Origin of the sequence: Sphingobacterium haloxyli (assembly GCF_002980525.1) — a bacterium.
Lineage (GTDB): Bacteria > Bacteroidota > Bacteroidia > Sphingobacteriales > Sphingobacteriaceae > Sphingobacterium > Sphingobacterium haloxyli.
The window spans coordinates 385,593-403,513 of record NZ_PVBQ01000002.1; the positions used below are offsets into that span (position 1 = coordinate 385,593).

At 42.6% G+C, this 17,921-nt stretch carries 12 protein-coding genes; 11 read left to right on the forward strand and 1 reads right to left on the reverse strand.

Annotated elements, in window-relative coordinates; genetic code table 11:
* Window positions 1–18: 18 nt before the first annotated feature.
* Window positions 19–3,297: a SusC/RagA family TonB-linked outer membrane protein gene (locus C5745_RS03475; RefSeq protein ID WP_207795704.1), complete on the reverse strand. Its 3,279-nt coding sequence runs from the start codon at window positions 3,295–3,297 to the stop codon at window positions 19–21.
* Between the two features lie 406 nt (window positions 3,298–3,703).
* Between C5745_RS03475 and C5745_RS03480 the strand changes: the two genes are divergently transcribed.
* The 11 genes from C5745_RS03480 to C5745_RS03530 all read left to right on the forward strand — a co-directional run bounded on the left by C5745_RS03480 (window position 3,704) and on the right by C5745_RS03530 (window position 17,914).
* Entirely contained in the window at window positions 3,704–5,191 is a 1,488-nt protein-coding gene (locus C5745_RS03480) for a TlpA family protein disulfide reductase (RefSeq protein ID WP_105715571.1), read from the forward strand.
* 29 nt (window positions 5,192–5,220) lie between these two features.
* Window positions 5,221–6,261 (forward strand): TlpA disulfide reductase family protein, encoded by a 1,041-nt coding sequence (locus C5745_RS03485; protein WP_105715572.1) that lies wholly within the window; start codon window positions 5,221–5,223, stop codon window positions 6,259–6,261.
* A 92-nt stretch (window positions 6,262–6,353) separates the two neighbouring features.
* Complete coding sequence (locus tag C5745_RS03490) at window positions 6,354–7,361, forward strand: TlpA disulfide reductase family protein (RefSeq protein WP_262508114.1); 1,008 nt, start codon at window positions 6,354–6,356, stop codon at window positions 7,359–7,361.
* Window positions 7,362–7,421: 60 nt separating this feature from the next.
* Complete coding sequence (locus C5745_RS03495) at window positions 7,422–8,462, forward strand: TlpA disulfide reductase family protein (protein WP_165793006.1); 1,041 nt, start codon at window positions 7,422–7,424, stop codon at window positions 8,460–8,462.
* Between the two features lie 60 nt (window positions 8,463–8,522).
* Window positions 8,523–9,563 carry a TlpA family protein disulfide reductase gene (locus C5745_RS03500; protein WP_165793007.1) on the forward strand — a complete coding sequence of 347 codons (1,041 nt, stop codon included), beginning with the start codon at window positions 8,523–8,525 and terminating at the stop codon, window positions 9,561–9,563.
* 240 nt (window positions 9,564–9,803) lie between these two features.
* The gene (locus C5745_RS03505; protein ID WP_105715576.1) at window positions 9,804–10,907 is read left to right on the forward strand and encodes a family 43 glycosylhydrolase; all 1,104 of its coding nucleotides are present in this window, start codon (window positions 9,804–9,806) and stop codon (window positions 10,905–10,907) included.
* Window positions 10,897–12,009 (forward strand): glycoside hydrolase family 43 protein, encoded by a 1,113-nt coding sequence (locus C5745_RS03510; RefSeq protein WP_105715577.1) that lies wholly within the window; start codon window positions 10,897–10,899, stop codon window positions 12,007–12,009. Before C5745_RS03505 ends, C5745_RS03510 begins: the two co-directional genes overlap by 11 nt.
* A gap of 145 nt (window positions 12,010–12,154) precedes the next feature.
* Complete coding sequence (locus C5745_RS03515) at window positions 12,155–13,435, forward strand: Gfo/Idh/MocA family protein (protein WP_105715578.1); 1,281 nt, start codon at window positions 12,155–12,157, stop codon at window positions 13,433–13,435.
* A 57-nt stretch (window positions 13,436–13,492) separates the two neighbouring features.
* The gene (locus tag C5745_RS03520; RefSeq protein ID WP_105715579.1) at window positions 13,493–14,872 is read left to right on the forward strand and encodes a 3-keto-disaccharide hydrolase; all 1,380 of its coding nucleotides are present in this window, start codon (window positions 13,493–13,495) and stop codon (window positions 14,870–14,872) included.
* 20 nt (window positions 14,873–14,892) lie between these two features.
* Window positions 14,893–16,308 carry a Gfo/Idh/MocA family oxidoreductase gene (locus tag C5745_RS03525; RefSeq protein ID WP_105715580.1) on the forward strand — a complete coding sequence of 472 codons (1,416 nt, stop codon included), beginning with the start codon at window positions 14,893–14,895 and terminating at the stop codon, window positions 16,306–16,308.
* 154 nt (window positions 16,309–16,462) lie between these two features.
* Window positions 16,463–17,914: a sulfatase family protein gene (locus tag C5745_RS03530; protein WP_105715581.1), complete on the forward strand. Its 1,452-nt coding sequence runs from the start codon at window positions 16,463–16,465 to the stop codon at window positions 17,912–17,914.
* Window positions 17,915–17,921 lie beyond the last annotated feature (7 nt).

The window sequence follows — 17,921 nt, forward strand, 5'->3', positions numbered from 1 at the left end:
TTTTAGTTTCTAAATCACCTAAAAAGTTAAGTTCAATCCTAGAGTAAATGTGCGGGATGCCCAACCTCCGGTTTCGGGATCACCATAAATCCATTGCTGTGCCCAAGTAGCTGTGTTCCGTACCGCGCCGAACGCCCTAACACGGTTTAGATTATACATAGATGTCCAGCGTTGAGGTAGTGTGTAACCTACAGAAATATTGTCTAGCCGGATAAATGAGCGATTGTACAATTTTTGTGCGCCCGCTGCGCCAACCGGCCCCGAGGCTTCGATCCGTCCAAACTCATTTGTAGGATTATCGGGTGTCCAATACTCTTTGGCAGGCCGATTGGCTAGCGCGTATTGCATATGGCCACCGTCATCGTCATTGTTTAAGTAATTTCCAGACAGACTTTTATGTCCCATATACGAATATAATTGAAACGAAAAGGAGAGATCTTTCCATAGCGTGAATTCGTTTCGCAAAGACCAATGATATGGTGGTGTGGCTTCTCCAAGGAATTCTTTATCTCTGTCGTTATAAACGTGGGTTACGGAACCGTCTTCACCAATAACATCGTCGTCTGTATAGCTATTAGACACCTTTGGGTCACCTGGTTTTTGGCCATAACGTGCTGCCTCCTCTATTTCATGTGCCTGCCAGATGCCGGTGACCCGATAGTTCCAAATAGTGCTGATTGGTTGTCCAATAAACCAACCATTTGTAATATCATCCTGTTCTTCACGACCTATCACATTGCCATCTGCGTCGAGTACATCCACATAGTCGTAATACAGATGTTTGATTCTGTTCTTATTGTAAGAAAACCCAACGGTGGTAGCCCATCTGAAATTTTCCCGATCGATATTGACAGTATTTAGGGCTAATTCTACCCCACTGTTGTTCACCTGTCCGAGATTCGTGGTGATCGAGCCGAAACCAGAGAAGCCTGGAAGACGCTGTCCCATAATCATGTCGTGTGTTTGCATAGTATAATATTCGAGCGTACCCGATATACGGTCGTTAAGAAAACCAAAATCTAAGCCGATATTCCATGCGGACGTTTTCTCCCATTCTAGGTTCGGGTTAGCCAGTCTGTCCATCATCAAATAGCGGTATAATTCCAGTTGTCCTGAGGCGTTTAGATAGCCTTGCATTTTGCCCCCCCCTCGGGAAAGATTTGCTAAGGCAAGATACGGTGAACCCAACGATCGGTTACCGTTCTTACCGTACGAAACGCGCAGTTTACCTGAGTTCATGATATGTTTCCATTTTTGGAAAAAAGTTTCATTAGAAAAAGTCCAGGCACCTGCTAAGGAAGGGAATATACCGTAGGGTTCGGAAGACCCGAATGCAGAGTAGCCATCTCGTCGGATTGTCGCTGTCAGCATGTACCGCTCGTCATAATTATAGAATAAACGAGCCATAAGCGCATCGGCAGTTTCGTGGGTATCGTTGCTAAAATAGTTACTGTCTTCTTTATTCCCAAAACCCACACCATGAAAACCCAAAGCGTCGGAAGGCAGGATATTTCTTGCTTCAATACGTTCTGACCAATAACGAAGCTGTTCCGCTTCTTGAACAAGTGTTACATTAAAACGGTGCTTCTCTGCAAAGGTTTGTTCCCAAGTGATTGTGTTATTCAACGACCAGTCAAAGCGTTTAGCTTGTTCGCGATTCGCGCCACGTGTTTTAGGGTCCGACCCAGGTAGGTCCGCCGACATAAAGTAGCGATCATAAAAAAACTGATAGCGCGGCGCGGCATTGAAAGCATAAGTAATGTTAAATGGTAATTTGATTCTTGCCTGCAATATCGTATTGAAGACCGTAAATCCTTTGTCTAGTTCCAAAAACTGCCGTTGAAAATCGTAATTATAACCCCGTTGACTGAATTCAGAACTTAAAGGAAATTGTACCGGATTGCCCATTTCGTCGGCATAGTCGGCAAATGGACTATTGCGCATCATCTGGTCCATGTCAATGTCGACATTCCCATCAGATCGATCTTGAAAGTTTACATTGGCACCAAGTTCGAACCAGTCCGTCACATTAAAGTTGACCTTCATGTTGGAGCGTATTGCTCGGTAGTTGTCACTGACTACAGCCCCTTGATTTTTTAGATAGCCCATGGAGAAATAATAGTTGGCGCGGTCGCTGGCTCCACTGACACTTGCATTATAATCCTGATCAAATCCTGTTCGGAATGTCTTGTCGGTCCAATCGACCACCTTGCCGTTGATAAAGTTTTGTAGCGCATTGCCTGTTAAGCCCAATCTACGGGCCCAGATGCTTAAATCGGATTCTCCCTCATCATTGGTGCTGTATGTCCGCCAGCTATCCAGCGATATAGCGGATGGCAATTGGTCGGGACGCATAAAAAAGCCTGGTTGATCGGCAAATCCCCCCGTTTGGTAGGCTTCGTATTCTCCGGTTTCTGGATTGACACCATATGTGTTCTTTGTGAGCCAATCTTGCCGATGCTGGAGATAAGCATCAGTGTCCCACCTTTTACGATAATTGGCAGGTCCTGTGGCACCGAAATTAGCGGTAAAATTGACAACGGGCTTTCCGATTTTACCGGTTTTTGTCGAAATAATAATCACGCCGTTAGCCGCCTTTGATCCATATACAGCAGCAGCAGACGCATCTTTCAAAACATCAATTTGCTCAATGTCGTCGGGATTGATTTCGGATAGTTCTCCATAAAAGAACATGCCGTCTAGGACAATCAGCGGGCTGTTGTGGTTGCCATCCGTATACACGGAACGCTGACCGCGTATTTGCAAGGAACCGCCTCCTTTCGCAGACGGACTAAATCCGACATTTAAACCTGGGGTACCTCGTAAGATATCTTGCACGGTTCTCGGATTTTCGTTGGCAATCCGATCGGGATTGACGGAAATGACAGAACCCGTCAAATCCTTTTTCTGCATGGTACCATAGCCGACAACAACGACTTCTTCTAGTGCATCAGTACCACTGGACAATGAAACATTGATAACGTTTCGGGTACCAATTTGCAACTCCTTTGTTTCATACCCAATGAGCGTCACGACTAAGGTCTGGGCGGTGTTAGGAACAGATAAGGTGTACTCTCCTTGTTCATCAGAAGCCGTACTGATGGATGTTCCTTTAACCATGATGGTGGCACCAACCAAAGGAGTACCATCTGCGTCGGTTATTTTTCCTCGCAGTTCTTTAGTTTGCACGTGCAGCGCTTCCATTTTTATGGTTGGATTAGCTGCCATGACAGGATTCGGATTGCCTACAGCTATCAAACAAAATAGGCAACTAGCCGATATCCACTTCGGTTTCATGAAGATTAAATGACGATTGGTTTTATAAAGAATTAGCATAAAAACTTAATTTAGTTACGTAGTCAAACTGTTTATAATGGTTCCTTAATGGAAACTTAACACACAAAGTTTGTGAATATCCGTTTGTAGAAATTGCGTAATCGTATCAATAAATTGCTGTTTTGTCTCAATCTGTTTTAGAATAGCGTCCGTGGTTCATGGTCAGCGTAGTGATACAAAACGACGTTTTTTTGAGTCAAACTGGATACTTTTTTTGTAAAATAATACGTTTATTTGTTTGACAGGTCGTCATAAGTATGTCTTTTGTGCACTTTACATTTATAAACTTAATAAACGAAGAATACAACTGTCTATTCGAAGTTTCTATTACATAACAACGTTCTAGTTTCATTTTGTCTTCGCTGCTATGAAAATAATCTTAATTTTTACAATAATACTTTTTCACCCATATCTGACGTGCTATGCACAAGATTCGGCTTTATATACAGATGGATATACTTCTCTTGAAATAAAGTTCAAAGGAGAGGTGCCGGTGAGTAAGGACATGTCGAATATACAGGGCGGCAATATGCTGTCTTATGATAGGCCTCTCAACGTAGCGCGGATAAACGACTCAACGTATCATATATCCTTTTACACGTTCGGGCCTTCGCCTGTTTATTTTACTTACCGCAATACGTATTTTACCACAGTACTGTTGCCAGACGAAACAGACATACTAGAAATATATCACCAGGATACGGTCAACTTTGAACTTCGCTATACAGGGCAGTACAAGGAAATTTTTGATCAATCTAAATTGATTGCTGAAAAGATTGGAGACATGCTGTTTTCTTACGAACAACCTCGATTCCCAGAAGACAAGCGTATAGAATCCGCGGAAGTAGTAAAAGACAGCTATCTCCGGCAAATCCAAGAGATTCAAAGAGGCATGGATGGATCGTCTGCCACCCGCTCCGTTATGACGTATGTGAAGAAAATGCCATTTTTAGTGAAGACTATTGAGTTATTGAAGAGATACGACCAAAGGGTACTTGCGCATAACAAAAACCTGGGATTCGACTCATTGCAAGCACTTAACTCGATTCCGCATAAAGAAGATTCTTTTTATCAAGGTATCGTAAATACACTAAACACCAATGTAGACATTGTTTGGCCTCTAGGTTATCGAGAACTGGTGGAGACCATTCTTACTGATCCTCATGCAAAAGCTCGACCAATTGAAGAAGTCGGACTATCAAAGTACAAACAGAACTTGGTCAAGCGGTTTAACACCATTATTGAAAATGAAAACAGTATCTTTTATGATATGGCTTTAGCCATAGCTTATCTGGAAAAGATATCAAATGGAAGCCCGTTAACCGAGCATGAGCGTGTGGAAATAACTAGGTATTATCAAAACAAAGCTATTGTCAATTACTTGTTCCATGTAAATGAGCTGAATAGTAAACTTGATTCCAGTTTCAATAATAGAAAGTATTTTCTACCTTTTGAAGAGAATGAAGAAGAAATTTTGAAAAAAATTCTCACCCGTTATCACGGCAAGTATATTGTAGTAGACTTTTGGGCAACATGGTGCGGTCCTTGTTTGGATGCGTTGGCGCGCATGAAGCCTATCAAAGAGCAGTATGCAAATAGAAATGATTTTGTTTTTATTTATATTACCAATGAATCGTCTGAGAAAGCAAAATGGAATGACCTCATAAAAACGATAGGCGGAGAACATTATTTTTTATATTCTGAGCAAAGTGAAAAGCTTATGGAGCCGTTGGGCATTCAATTTTTACCCAGTTACTTGTTTTTTACCAAGGAAGGGATGTTAAAGTACAGTCATCTCGATGGTTATGTAGGAAATACTAAATTTTCTGAAACGTTAGAAGACCTGACCAATTAAACTGAAGCCACTTTTAAAATTCTATACATATGATACGTTTTCCTTTGATTATTTTAGTTTCTCTGTTAGCACATGCCTTAACAAAAGCACAAGAGCCTTTTACATTAAAAGGCACAATCGACACGACGGAGAATGCCATTTACTATTTTTACTATGAGGTTGGAGACTCAGGCATAACAGATACCGTGCGACTAAAAAAAGGTGGGGCTTTCGAAATATCAGGATATATAGAAGAACCATCTCGGCTTTTCGTATCGATTGAGGATAAATACAATCCACGCGTAGTAGGTGATTTTATCGTATATCAAGGTTGGCTAGAGCCTGGGAAAGAGCATATCTTTAAAGGATTTCGAGATTGGCAGAAAGGATGGGATAACTTTGAGATCAGTGATTCAAAAACAGACTCCTTATCCAGAGAGTGGTCAAAATTAAGTGTTTTAGAGGATAAAGAAGAAATTACCCGTGCGCAATCCCGTTTTATTGAAGAGCACTTAGGTTCCTATTATGTCTTGCAGGTTCTTTATGGGAAGCTTAGAAATGACGAAGACTTAACGCGTGTCCGTGATTTGCTTTCGCGTATTCCCGCTCATCTACAAAGCACATTTAAGTACAAAAAAAGCCTAGATATGCTTGCTGTAAAAGATAATATATCGATCGGTTCGGTATTTCCAGACTTTGAACAAGCTGATACTTCTTCCAATATGCAGCGGCTATCGGATATTAGGAAAAATAAATTCATCTTGGTTGATTTCTGGGCGAGTTGGTGCGGTCCCTGTCGCGCAGAGAATCCACATTTGGTAAAAGCGTATAATCAATATCATGAAAAAGGGTTCGATATAATTGGTGTATCGCTGGATAAGGACAGAGATGAATGGATACAGGCGATCCATGACGATAAACAAGTCTGGCATCATGTCTCGGATCTTAAAGGATTCGATAATGAGGTGGCAAAATCCTTATATATTCGGTCGATACCTAGTAATTTTTTGCTTGACCCTACCGGAAAAATTATTGCTAGAGACATTAGGGGGGAAGAGCTGACGCGATTACTGGGAGAGATTTTAAATTAACGCTATTACCGTTTTTGACGAAGCATGGCCGATCGCGGTTGTTTTAGAAAAGTAAAGAATATGACACGTTTTTTTTAATTATTTTAGTTTCTCTGTTAACACATGCCTTAACAAAAGCACAAGAACCGTTTACGTTAAAAGGTACAATCGATACGACGGAGAATGCCGTGTATTATTTTCACTACGAAGTTGACGATTCAAGGATCACCGACACGGTGCGACTAAAAAAAGGTGGTGCGTTCGAAATATCAGGACATATCAAAGAACCGTCTCGGCTTTTTATATCGATTGAGGATAAGTATGATCCACGCGTTGTTGGTTATTTTACCGTGTATCGCGGTTGGATAGAACCCGGAAAAGAACACATTTTTAAGGGCTTTAAGGGGTGGCAAAAAGGAAAGGAAAATTTTGAGATAAGTGATTCTGAAACAGATTCGCTATATAGAAAATGGTTGCAACTACTTCGTATAGACAACAAAGAGAAAAGAATTCTCGCTCAATCCCGTTTTATCGATGAGCATCTGGATTCCTATTTTGTACTACAGGTTCTTTATGCGAAGCTTAGAAATGACGAAGACTTATCGCTCGTCCGTGAGCTGCTACTGCGTATGCCTGCCCATTTACAAAAGACATTTAAGTACGAAAGATCTCTAGATATGCTTGCGGTGAAAGAGAATCTATCAATCGGTTCGTTCTTTCCGGATTTCGAACAAACCGATACCATGTCCGCGATGCTAAGACTCTCAAACATTCGCACGGATAAGTTCATCTTGGTTGATTTTTGGGCGAGTTGGTGTGGTCCTTGTCGTGCGGAAAGTCCGTATTTAATAGAAGCCTATAACCGATACCATAAAAAAGGGTTTGATATTATCGGTGTATCGTTGGATGAGGATAGAGAAAGATGGATAGAGGCGATTCACGAGGATAAGCAGACCTGGCACCATGTGTCGGATCTTAAAGGTTTCGATAACGCAGTGGCAAAATCCTTATATATTCGGTCGATACCTCGTAATTTTTTGCTTGACCCCGCCGGAAAAATTATTGCTATAGATATTAGGGGGGAAGAGCTGACGCGACTACTGGGAGAGATTTTAAATTAACGCTATTACCGTTTTTGACGGCGCATGGCCGATCGCGGTTGTTTTAGAAAAGTAAAGAATATGACACGTTTTTCTTTAATTATTTTAGTTTCTCTGTTAACACATGCCTTAACAAAAGCACAAGAGCCTTTTACATTAAAAGGCACAATCGACACGACGGAGAATTCCATTTACTATTTTTATTACAAAGTTGGGGATTCCGCCGTAACAGATACAGTGCGACTAAAAAAGGGTGGTGCGTTCGAAATATCAGGCTCCATTGAGGAACCGACACTCGTTTACGTTTCCATTGAAGACAAATATAACCCGCGTGTAGTCGGGGATTTTGTGATCTATCAAGCATGGATAGAACCTGGGGAAGAGCATGTTTTTAGGGGATTTAGAAAGTGGCAGAAGGGCGTGCATAATTGTGAAATAAGCAATTCAAAGAACGACGTATTGGCTAGGGAATGGCTAGCATTATATAACAAGGCAAATGAAGACAAGGAGAATCACGACCAATTGCGTTTTATCAGTGATCATCTAGATTCCTATTTCGTTTTAACAGTACTTTACGGCAAACTTAGACGTAACGAGGACTTATCGCTTGTCCGTGATTTGCTGTCGCGTATGCCTGCTCATTTACAGAGTACTTTTAGATACAAACAATGTCAGGACATGCTTGTCGTAAAAGAAAATCTATCGATCGGTTCGACTTTTCCAAACTTTGAGCAAGCTGATACTTCTTCCAACATGCAGCGGCTATCGGATATTAGGAAAAATAAATTCATCTTGGTTGATTTCTGGGCGAGTTGGTGCGGTCCCTGTCGTGCGGAAAGTCCGTATTTAGTAAAAGCGTATAGTCAATATCATGAAAAAGGGTTCGATATAATTGGTGTATCGCTGGATAAGGACAGAGATGAATGGATACAGGCGATCCATGATGATAAACAAGTCTGGCACCATGTATCCGATCTTAAAGGATTCGATAATGAGGTGGCAAAATCCTTATATATTCGGTCGATACCTAGTAATTTTTTGCTTGACCCCACCGGAAAAATTATTGCTAGAGACATCAGAGGGGAAGAGCTGATGCGATTACTGGGAGAGATTTTAAATTAACGCTATTACCGTTTTTGACGGAGCATGGCCGATCGCGGTTGTTTTAGAAAAGTAAAGAATATGACACGTTTTTCTTTAATTATTTTAGTTTCTCTGTTAACACATGCCTTAACAAAAGCACAAGAGCCTTTTACATTAAAAGGCACAATCGACACGACGGAGAATGCGGTTTATCATTTTTACTACGAAGTTGGCGGTGTGGGTGTAAGAGATACAATACAACTTAAACAATATGGAGCATTTGAAATATCAGGATATATCAAAGAACCTACGTTTGTTTACATTTCGATTGAAGACAAATATAACCCGCGCGTAGTCGGAGATTTTATTGTATATGAAACATGGGTCGAACCCGGAAGGGAGCACATTTTTAACGGATTTCGAGATTGGAAAAAGGGAAAGAGAAATTTTGAGATTACTGATTCGCAAACCGAGGTGTTGGCAAGAAAGTGGTTAAAATTACGTGATTTGGAGGATACAGAAAAGAAGGCTAGTGATCAATCCTGTTTTCTCGAAGAGCATCTGGATTCCTATTTTGTACTACAGGTTCTTTACGACAAACTTAGACGTAACGAAGACTTATCGCTTGTCCGCGACCTGCTCTCGCGTATGCCTGCTCATTTACAGAATACTTTTAGGTACAACCAATGTCAGGACATGCTTGCTGTAAAAGATAATCTATCGATCGGTTCGATTTTTCCAGACTTTGAGCAAGCTGATACTTCTTCCAACATGCACCGGCTATCGGATATTAGGAAAAATAAATTCATCTTGGTTGATTTTTGGGCGAGTTGGTGCGGTCCCTGTCGTGCGGAAAGTCCGTATTTAATAGAAGCCTATAACCGATACCATAAAAAAGGGTTTGATATTATCGGTGTATCGTTGGATGAGGATAGAGAAAGATGGATAGAGGCGATTCACGAGGATAAGCAGACCTGGCACCATGTGTCGGATCTTAAAGGTTTCGATAACGCAGTGGCAAAATCCTTATATATTCGGTCGATACCTAGTAATTTTTTGCTTGACCCCACCGGAAAAATTATTGCTAGGGACATTAGGGGGGAAGAGCTGACGCGATTACTGGGAGAGATTTTAAATTAACGCTATTACCGTTTTTGACGGAGCATGGCCGATCGCGGTTGTTTTAGGATAAACTCTGCTGAAACAGATGCGCTTCCCACGTATTGTCATGATACAAAACGACGCTTTTTTGAGTTAAAATGAATACTTTTTATAAGCGGCAATTACCAATTTTGTTTCTATCGCTTTTTAAGCGGTGTTCCTTTTAAAGGGACCATTATAAACAAGTTGTTTATTTTAAATAGTCGTATTTATAAAAGAATGAAAAGAAAAAATAGCACGTTTGTTTTTCCTATTTTTCAGTTAATCTCGTCTTGTTTGTTTCTTTCGTGTGCGAGCAGTACGGGAGGGCAGCGTTACGTTTCTAAAGAAAGCAGTCCAGACAAAGAGTTCGTTAATCCGGTATTTGAGCCGATTCTCGCCGATCCTACTGTTATGCGAGATCCTGTGTCAGGAGCGTTCTACGCTTATGGCACCCAAGACGACTGGGGCGACGGTGCAGGGAGTAGGCTGGTACCTGTCCTGAAATCTAGCGATTTGGCTGAATGGAAGTTGATCGGGTCGGCTTTCGAGACTAGGCCTAATTGGAAAAGGAGCGGTGGGATATGGGCGCCGGAAGCCGTATATGACAATGAAAAATATTATTTATATTATGCTTTTTCTGTGTGGGACGATCCCAATCCTGGGATAGGGGTGGCAACTTCGGACAAACCAGAGGGACCATTTCGAGACCACGGGAAAATTTTTGATAGTAAGTCGATCGGTGTGCCCAATTCAATCGACCCGTTCATGTGGGCAGAGAATGGACAAAAGTATTTGTTTTGGGGAAGTTTTAACGATGGTCCCAAACAAGGTACATACGGTGTTCCGTTGCGGGATGACGGTCTCCAGATTACCGATAAAAACGAAAAATTTAAAATTGCGGCGGGTGATTTAGAAGCCGTTATTATACATAAACGTAACAATTACTACTATTTTATTGGCTCTCGTGGTTCCTGTTGTGCTGGTGTCAACAGCACTTACCACATGGTGGTCGGTAGGTCAGAAAACCTACAGGGACCTTATTTGGACAAAGAGGGGCGTGATTTAAAGGAGCGAGGAAATGGAACGCTCTTGCTTCAAGCAAACGAACGATTTGTCGGTGTCGGACATGGTTCTCGGATCATGACGGATGATGCCGATGATGACTGGATTTTATATCATGGAATTGACGTAGCACAAGGAAAGGTTTCTAGCGGAGCTAGCCGAAGGATGTTATTTCTCGACAAAGTGGAGTGGGTAAATGATTGGCCTGTCATAAAGGGGAACATACCCAGTACCGAAGCGCAAAATAAACCATATTTTAAACAAGGAAATGATGAATAAAATACTCATTGCCGTTATCGGATTGACATTGACGATGACATCGTGTAATAACCGGACGGAAAATCAGGAAAAAGAAGCGAAGGATTATGAATCAAATAACCCGCTGGATGTGGCCTTTGGCGACCCATTTATCGTGTACGACGACGAATCAGATTTGTATTACATGTATGGAACCGGAGGCGTGGCCAACGGTTTTATGGCGTATTCGTCGAAAGATCTGAAGACCTGGGAGAAACGCGGACAAGTATATTCGGCAGATCAAGCGAAAGCCTGGGGAACAAAGGATTTTTGGGCGCCTGAGGTGTACAAGCGAAATGGCAAGTATTATATGTTTTATAGTGCGCACTGGAAGAACAATCCAAATAATGAATTGGAAAATTATAAAATAGGCGTCGCCGTTTCGGAAAGTCCGCTAGGACCTTTTGAAGACATGACCGGGGAGCCTCTTTTTGACCCCGGTTACCCAATTATCGATGCCAATGTTTACTTCGCTGAGGATGGTAAGCTATATCTGTACTATTCTAGATGTTGCTATAAACATGCCGTAGAATCCGAAATTGCTGATTGGGCCCGTGAGAAAAAGATGTTTGATGAAATAGAAGAAAGCTGGATATACGGCGTAGAGTTGGCTGCTGATTTCTCGTCTGTAATAGGTGAACCAACATTGTTGCTGCGGCCGCCGATCTGTATGGATGATCAGCAAGCGGAATGGGAAAGCCGTTCTGTAACTTCTGGTGAGGTAAACCGTAGATGGACCGAAGGTTCTTACCTGTTCAAACATAACGATACGTATTATATGATGTACTCGGCTAATTTCTTTGGGGGTCAGCATTACGCGGTTGGCTATGCGACGGCAACTAGCCCGTTAGGTCCATTTGAGAAGTCTGCTGCCAACCCCATCCTACAAAAAAATACGGAGACTGGAGGGATCGTGTCAGGCACCGGACACAATAGTCTATTGAAAGACCGAGAGGGAAAACTATGGTGCGTATATCACGGCAGGACAAGCAAAACGGGCGATGATCGTGTCGTGTTTTTGGATGAGTTGGAGTTAGCGGAAAACGGAGAACTCAAGGTAAACGGGCCAACGATTAAAGAATAAATGATGTCGTTCCTGTTTTACAACGTTTTCGTAAATTAATTATTACGGGTAATGGAAGTACGTTTGATATTCTTTACATTTGGGTTAGTTGTAAGCTTGAAACAAACATATTGAGTTTGTTTGATCCGAAAAAATAAACCACTACATGAATAGAAAAGACTTCATAAAGATTTCATCCGTTTTCGCAGCATCTGCCTTGGTACCATTTCCTTCAGCATTCGCCAACGATAGCACGATTAGAGTAGGATTGATCGGCGCGCACGGAATGGGGTGGGCAAATTTGAACGCCATATTAAAGAATACGAACGTACGGTGTACCGCACTATGTGATGTGGATGAAAATGTTTTAGAGAGACGTGCAGCAGAATTATCTGAACGTGGGATCAAGGTCAAGAAATTTGTTTCCCATAAAGATATGCTAGCGGAAGATGTAGTGGATGTCGTCATCGTTGCTACACCCGACCATTGGCACTGTCTGCAGCTTGTAGACGCCGTGAAAGCAGGAAAGCACGTATATCTTGAAAAGCCGATTGGTAATTCCGTACAAGAATGCGACGTGATGGTAAAAGCCGTTGGCGATAGCGCTAGTATTGTACAGGTAGGCCAGTGGCAGCGTAGTCAACAACATTTTCGCGATGCCATCGATTTTGTGCATTCAGGGAAATTAGGGAAAATCAGGACGGTGAAAGCATGGTCTTATGTCGATTGGAAAAAGACTATCGAGAAAAAACCAGATGCGCCTATTCCGGCAGGCGTGCATTATGATCTCTGGTTGGGGCCAGCACAAACACGTCCTTTTAACCCCAACAGGTTTCACTTTGAATTCCGCTGGTTCTGGGATTATGCCGGAGGACTTATGACCGATTGGGGCGTACATATGTTGGATTATGCGTTGCTGGGTATGAAGGTGTCAGATCCGGTGTCTGTGATGGCGTCGGGCGGCAAATATGCTGATCCGGATGGCGCTTCGGAAACACCGGACACGATGAATGTCGTTTATGAATTTAAGGACTTCAGTATACAGTGGGAACACGCCATAGGCATCGGCCTAGGCCCATACGATAGAAATCATGGCGTCGCATTCATTGGGAATAATGGTACCCTGATACTGAATAGAAACGGGTGGGAAGTCATCCCTGAGAAAGGAAAGATGGAAGCCGTTGCACTGCAGAAGCCAAAAGACAACGGTCTGGATGTACACATGCAAAATTTTGTTCAGGCGATAACAAAGAAAGACCGCGGCATGGTCAATGCACCTATTCAGGTAGGCGCACATATAGCGGTGTTTTGCCAGATGGGAAATATAGCTTACCGGGCAGGTGAAAAACTATATTGGGATCGTGCGAAACGTAAATTTACGGATAGAAAAGCCAATAACTATCTATTGGCAAAATACCATAACGGCTATAAAATCCCGAAGGTATAAGATAATGCATATTGAATGATAGGTTATGAATTTCCATATTTAAATAAATATTAAAAAATGAATACAATATCTAAGTTTTTAGTCGCTGCGGCTATCGGGTTTATTGCATGTCAGTCTCCGACCGGAGCGCAAAGCGACGGTAAATGGACAGATCTCTTTGACGGCAAGACACTGAAAGGTTGGAAACCCCTCGGGGGGGAAGCGCCTTATACGGTAGAAGATGGAGCGATCGTCGGAACCATGACGAAGGGAACACCAAATTCGTTCTTAGTGACAGAAGAAGAATACGGCGACTTTATTTTAGAAGTTGATGTTAAACTAGAAGGAGACCGGACGAATTCCGGCATCCAAACCCGCAGTCATTATGACCCCGATGCCAATAAGGGCAAGGGACGCGTATATGGCCGGCAAGTAGAAATCGATCCTACCCCGCGCGCGTGGTCTGGAGGGATCTACGACGAAGCGCGTCGCGGATGGCTTTATCCGCTAGACCTTAACGAAGCCGCTAGATCTGCCTATAAACAGGATGAATTCAATCATTATCGTATTGAAGCTATCGGCGATGAACTACGTACATGGGTAAATGGTGTTCCAGTCTCGTATGTAATCGACACCATCGACAGGAAAGGTTTTATTGGTTTACAGGTACATAGTATTTCAGATGACTTACACGGTAAAAAAGTACATTTTAAAAATATCCGAATACAAACAGAAAACTTAAAACCTACGGATTTTCCAGATGATGTATTTGTCGTGAATCTTAAACCTAATGATTTGAGCGATGCCGAGAAAAAATCCGGTGTGGAATTGCTTTTCGACGGCAATACAGCTGATCAATGGAGAAGCGTACGCGGCGATTCTTTTCCAGAAAAGGGATGGAAAGTCGGGAATGGAGAGATCACTGTATTGAAATCGGATGGTGGCGAATCCACTAATGGGGGAGACATCATCACACGCGATCAATTTGCTGTTTTTGACCTTTCTTTTGAATTCAAGATGACTCCGGGGGCAAATAGCGGTGTAAAGTATTTTGTAACCCTCAAGGAAAAAACGAAAGGCTCTGCCATCGGATTGGAATATCAGATTTTGGACGATGAAAAGCATCCTGACGCGAAGATGGGCCGCGACGGAAACCGTACATTAGCTTCTTTGTATGATTTAATTACTTCCAACAAAGAAAAACGTGCCCGTAGACCGATTGGCGAATGGAACCGTGGACGTGTAGTAGTATCAGAAGATAGTACAGTAACCCACTATTTAAACGGGGTTAAAATGGTAGAGTATAAACGCGGATCAAAAGAATATCTTGATTTGGTGGCAAGAAGTAAGTACAAGGATTGGGATAATTTCGGTGGAGCTGCACAAGGACATATTCTCTTACAGGATCATGGAGATAATGTTTCTTTTAGAAATATCAAGATTAAGAAAATTAAATAATTGGAACTAAACAGAAAAATATGAACCATTACCTTTCGCGCCGTAGCTTTATCAGTCGTGCTGCCATGGCAGGCGGCGGTGTATTGTTGGCGAACAGCGTCTTAGGAAAAATTCCTTTTGCCTCTGCCAACGAACGTGTGAACCTGGCTTGTGTAGGTGTAGGAAACCGAGCTGGGGAGATTATTAAGGATTTATACAAAACGGGGCTTTGTAATATTGTGGCGCTATGTGATGTAGACATGGGGGCTAAACAGACACAGCAATTAATTAAGATGTTTCCGGATGTTCCCCGCTTTCAAGATTTTAGGGAGATGTTCGATAAGATGGGGAACCAGATCGACGCGGTATCGATCGGTACGCCGGATTTCGCCCATTTTGCAATAACCATGACTGCCTTGGAATTAGGGAAACATGTATATGTGGAGAAACCGATGGCACAGACCTTCTGGGAAGTCGAGCTGATGATGCAAAAAGCGAAAAAACATAGTAACGTCGTCACGCAGATGGGGAACCAAGGTCATTCCGAAGCGAATTATTTCCAATTTAAAGCATGGAAAGACGCAGGAATCATCAAGGATGTAACGCGTATCGATGCACATATGAATAACGCACGCCGCTGGCATACTTGGGATCCGAACATGAAAAACTTTCCGCCGGCGGAAAAGATCCCGACTACATTAGACTGGGAATTATGGCAAATGCAAACGTTGGGGCATGATTATAACAAGGATTTTATCAACGGTCAATGGCGCTGCTGGTATGATTTTGGTATGGGCGCATTGGGCGACTGGGGCGCGCATATCTTAGATACAGCACACGAATTCCTAGAACTGGGTCTGCCAACACAAGTGGAGGCTACCTACTTGGAAGGACATAACGCGTTCTTTTTCCCGATGTCCTCTACGATTAAATTCCATTTTCCGAAACGGAAAAGGATGCCTGCTGTCGATATTACTTGGTACGATGGACTGGATAACCTACCTGAAATTCCAGAAGGTTATGGTGTTTCGGGCCTAGATCCTAACATTCCGCCACCGAGTACCGGTGAAATCGAACCGGCCAAGCTTAATCCCGGAAAGATTATCTACGGGAAAGACTTAACGTTTAAGGGGGCTTCTCATGGAAGTACTCTGCAAATTATTCCGGAATCAAAGGCAAAGGACTTAGCGAATAAGCTTCCTGAAGTCCCCGAATCTCCTTCAAACCATTTCGCGAACTTCCTGAAGGCGTGTAAAGGCGAAGAGAAGACCAGATCTCCTTTTGAAATAGCAGGACCATTAAGTCAGGTGTTTTGTTTAGGCGTCATTACCCAACGACTGAACAGCAAGATAGATTTTGACCCTGTTAAAAAAGAAATTACCAACGATAAATTTGCGAATGCCTTGTTAGTCGGGCCTCCACCGGCAAAAGGCTGGGAGCAATACTACAAAGTCTAGTAAATATGGCGTACAAAGAAACCTCGAATTCCGACTCTTTGTACGCTAATTTCTTTATCTTCGATTGACCAATTTCATCGTTCTTAGCGCACAAACCTTGTGTAACAAGTTCCTTTTTCAAATGAATTTCACGTTTCCGATAATTATATAAAAGATGAAAAATATAATATTGTACATAATTGCAATCGGGTTATTATGTTATAGCAACAAGTCGCATGCGCAAACAGCGAAGCCTAATTTTATCTTTTTTATTACGGACGATATCGGATGGAACGACGTAGGTTGTTACGGGGATCCGAATGTTAACACGCCAAATATCGACAGCCTAGCCAGCATTGGGGTGAAGTTTGAAAATGCATATCTGACGACCAGTAGCTGTAGCCCAAGTCGTGCTAGTATTATTACTGGGCGTTATCCTCACAATACGGGAGCGCCGGAACTACATGACCCACTTCCGAAAGGGCAGTTGATGTTCCCCCAGTTATTGAAAAAGGCGGGTTACTATACCGTGTTATCTGGCAAGAACCATATGGGACCGCAAACAAAACATGCGTTCGATACAATTTCACCAGGCAAGGGACCAGGGGGAGAAGAGGATTGGAATGAGATTATACAAAGCAGACCGAAAGACAAGCCTTTCTTTTTTTGGTTTGCTTCGAATGATGCGCATCGAGATTGGCAAATTAACGATAAGGGCGCCCTATACAACCCTGATGATATCATCATGCCACCGATGCTATATAATGGTCCAAAGACACGTGAAGATTTGGCGGCATATTATCATGAAGTGTCCCGAGCAGACTATTATTTGGGCGAACTAATCAGGGAGCTGAAGAAGCAGAATATCTTGGAGAACACCTATATCATCTTTATGAGTGACAATGGCCGTCCTTTTCCTAGAAGTAAGGGACGGTTATACGACAGTGGAATCAAGACACCGTTTATCGTCTTTGGTCCGAGCGTAGACCGAGGTACAACACAAGCTTTAATAAGCGCAGTGGACATTGCGCCGACAATACTACATCTGGCAGGCGCCGAAATAAGCGATAGCATGCAAGGCCTAAGTTTTCGCCCTATTCTGGAGAATCGCGAAAAATTTGACCATCGTGATTTTGCTTTTGCCGAACATAACTGGCATGTTTTTCAAGCACATGAACGAATGGTCCGTTACAAAGATTGGGTGTACATCAGAAACGCTTTTCCTGAGCGTCAAAATCTGCTTGGAGAATCCACGCGTCAATTTCCGGCGGGGAAAGAGTTGTGGGAGGCCCATGACAAGGGGTTAACCGCACGTGAACAGGAAGATGTCTTTCTCGTACCTCGGGAGGGGGAAGAATTATACGATCTAAGCGCTGATCCACATCAATTTAAAAATCTAGCCGCCGATAGAAAATACGAGGAGGCCCTCCATTATTTAGGTAGGGTCCTAGACCAATGGGTCGAAGAAACAGGTGATTCTGTTCCGAAAAGTCCAACCCCTGACCGAGATGACGTGTATGGAAAACGTTTGCCGGGAAAATGGAAAAAAGGGGAAAGGGCAGGGGCAAGTAAGCAAGCTGAACGTATTAATGCAAAGGGGCCAACGAGCGTAAACGACGTACGGTAAATTTTCG

Coding starts and splice junctions, on each gene's coding strand:
- C5745_RS03510 (WP_105715577.1), top strand. CDS start 10,897: ATGATGAATAAAATACTCATTGCCGTTATCGGATTGACATTGACGATG.
- C5745_RS03505 (WP_105715576.1), top strand. CDS start 9,804: ATGAAAAGAAAAAATAGCACGTTTGTTTTTCCTATTTTTCAGTTAATC.
- C5745_RS03525 (WP_105715580.1), top strand. CDS start 14,893: ATGAACCATTACCTTTCGCGCCGTAGCTTTATCAGTCGTGCTGCCATG.
- C5745_RS03520 (WP_105715579.1), top strand. CDS start 13,493: ATGAATACAATATCTAAGTTTTTAGTCGCTGCGGCTATCGGGTTTATT.
- C5745_RS03485 (WP_105715572.1), top strand. CDS start 5,221: ATGATACGTTTTCCTTTGATTATTTTAGTTTCTCTGTTAGCACATGCC.
- C5745_RS03480 (WP_105715571.1), top strand. CDS start 3,704: ATGAAAATAATCTTAATTTTTACAATAATACTTTTTCACCCATATCTG.
- C5745_RS03515 (WP_105715578.1), top strand. CDS start 12,155: ATGAATAGAAAAGACTTCATAAAGATTTCATCCGTTTTCGCAGCATCT.
- C5745_RS03475 (WP_207795704.1), bottom strand. CDS start 3,297: ATGAAACCGAAGTGGATATCGGCTAGTTGCCTATTTTGTTTGATAGCT.
- C5745_RS03500 (WP_165793007.1), top strand. CDS start 8,523: ATGACACGTTTTTCTTTAATTATTTTAGTTTCTCTGTTAACACATGCC.
- C5745_RS03530 (WP_105715581.1), top strand. CDS start 16,463: ATGAAAAATATAATATTGTACATAATTGCAATCGGGTTATTATGTTAT.
- C5745_RS03495 (WP_165793006.1), top strand. CDS start 7,422: ATGACACGTTTTTCTTTAATTATTTTAGTTTCTCTGTTAACACATGCC.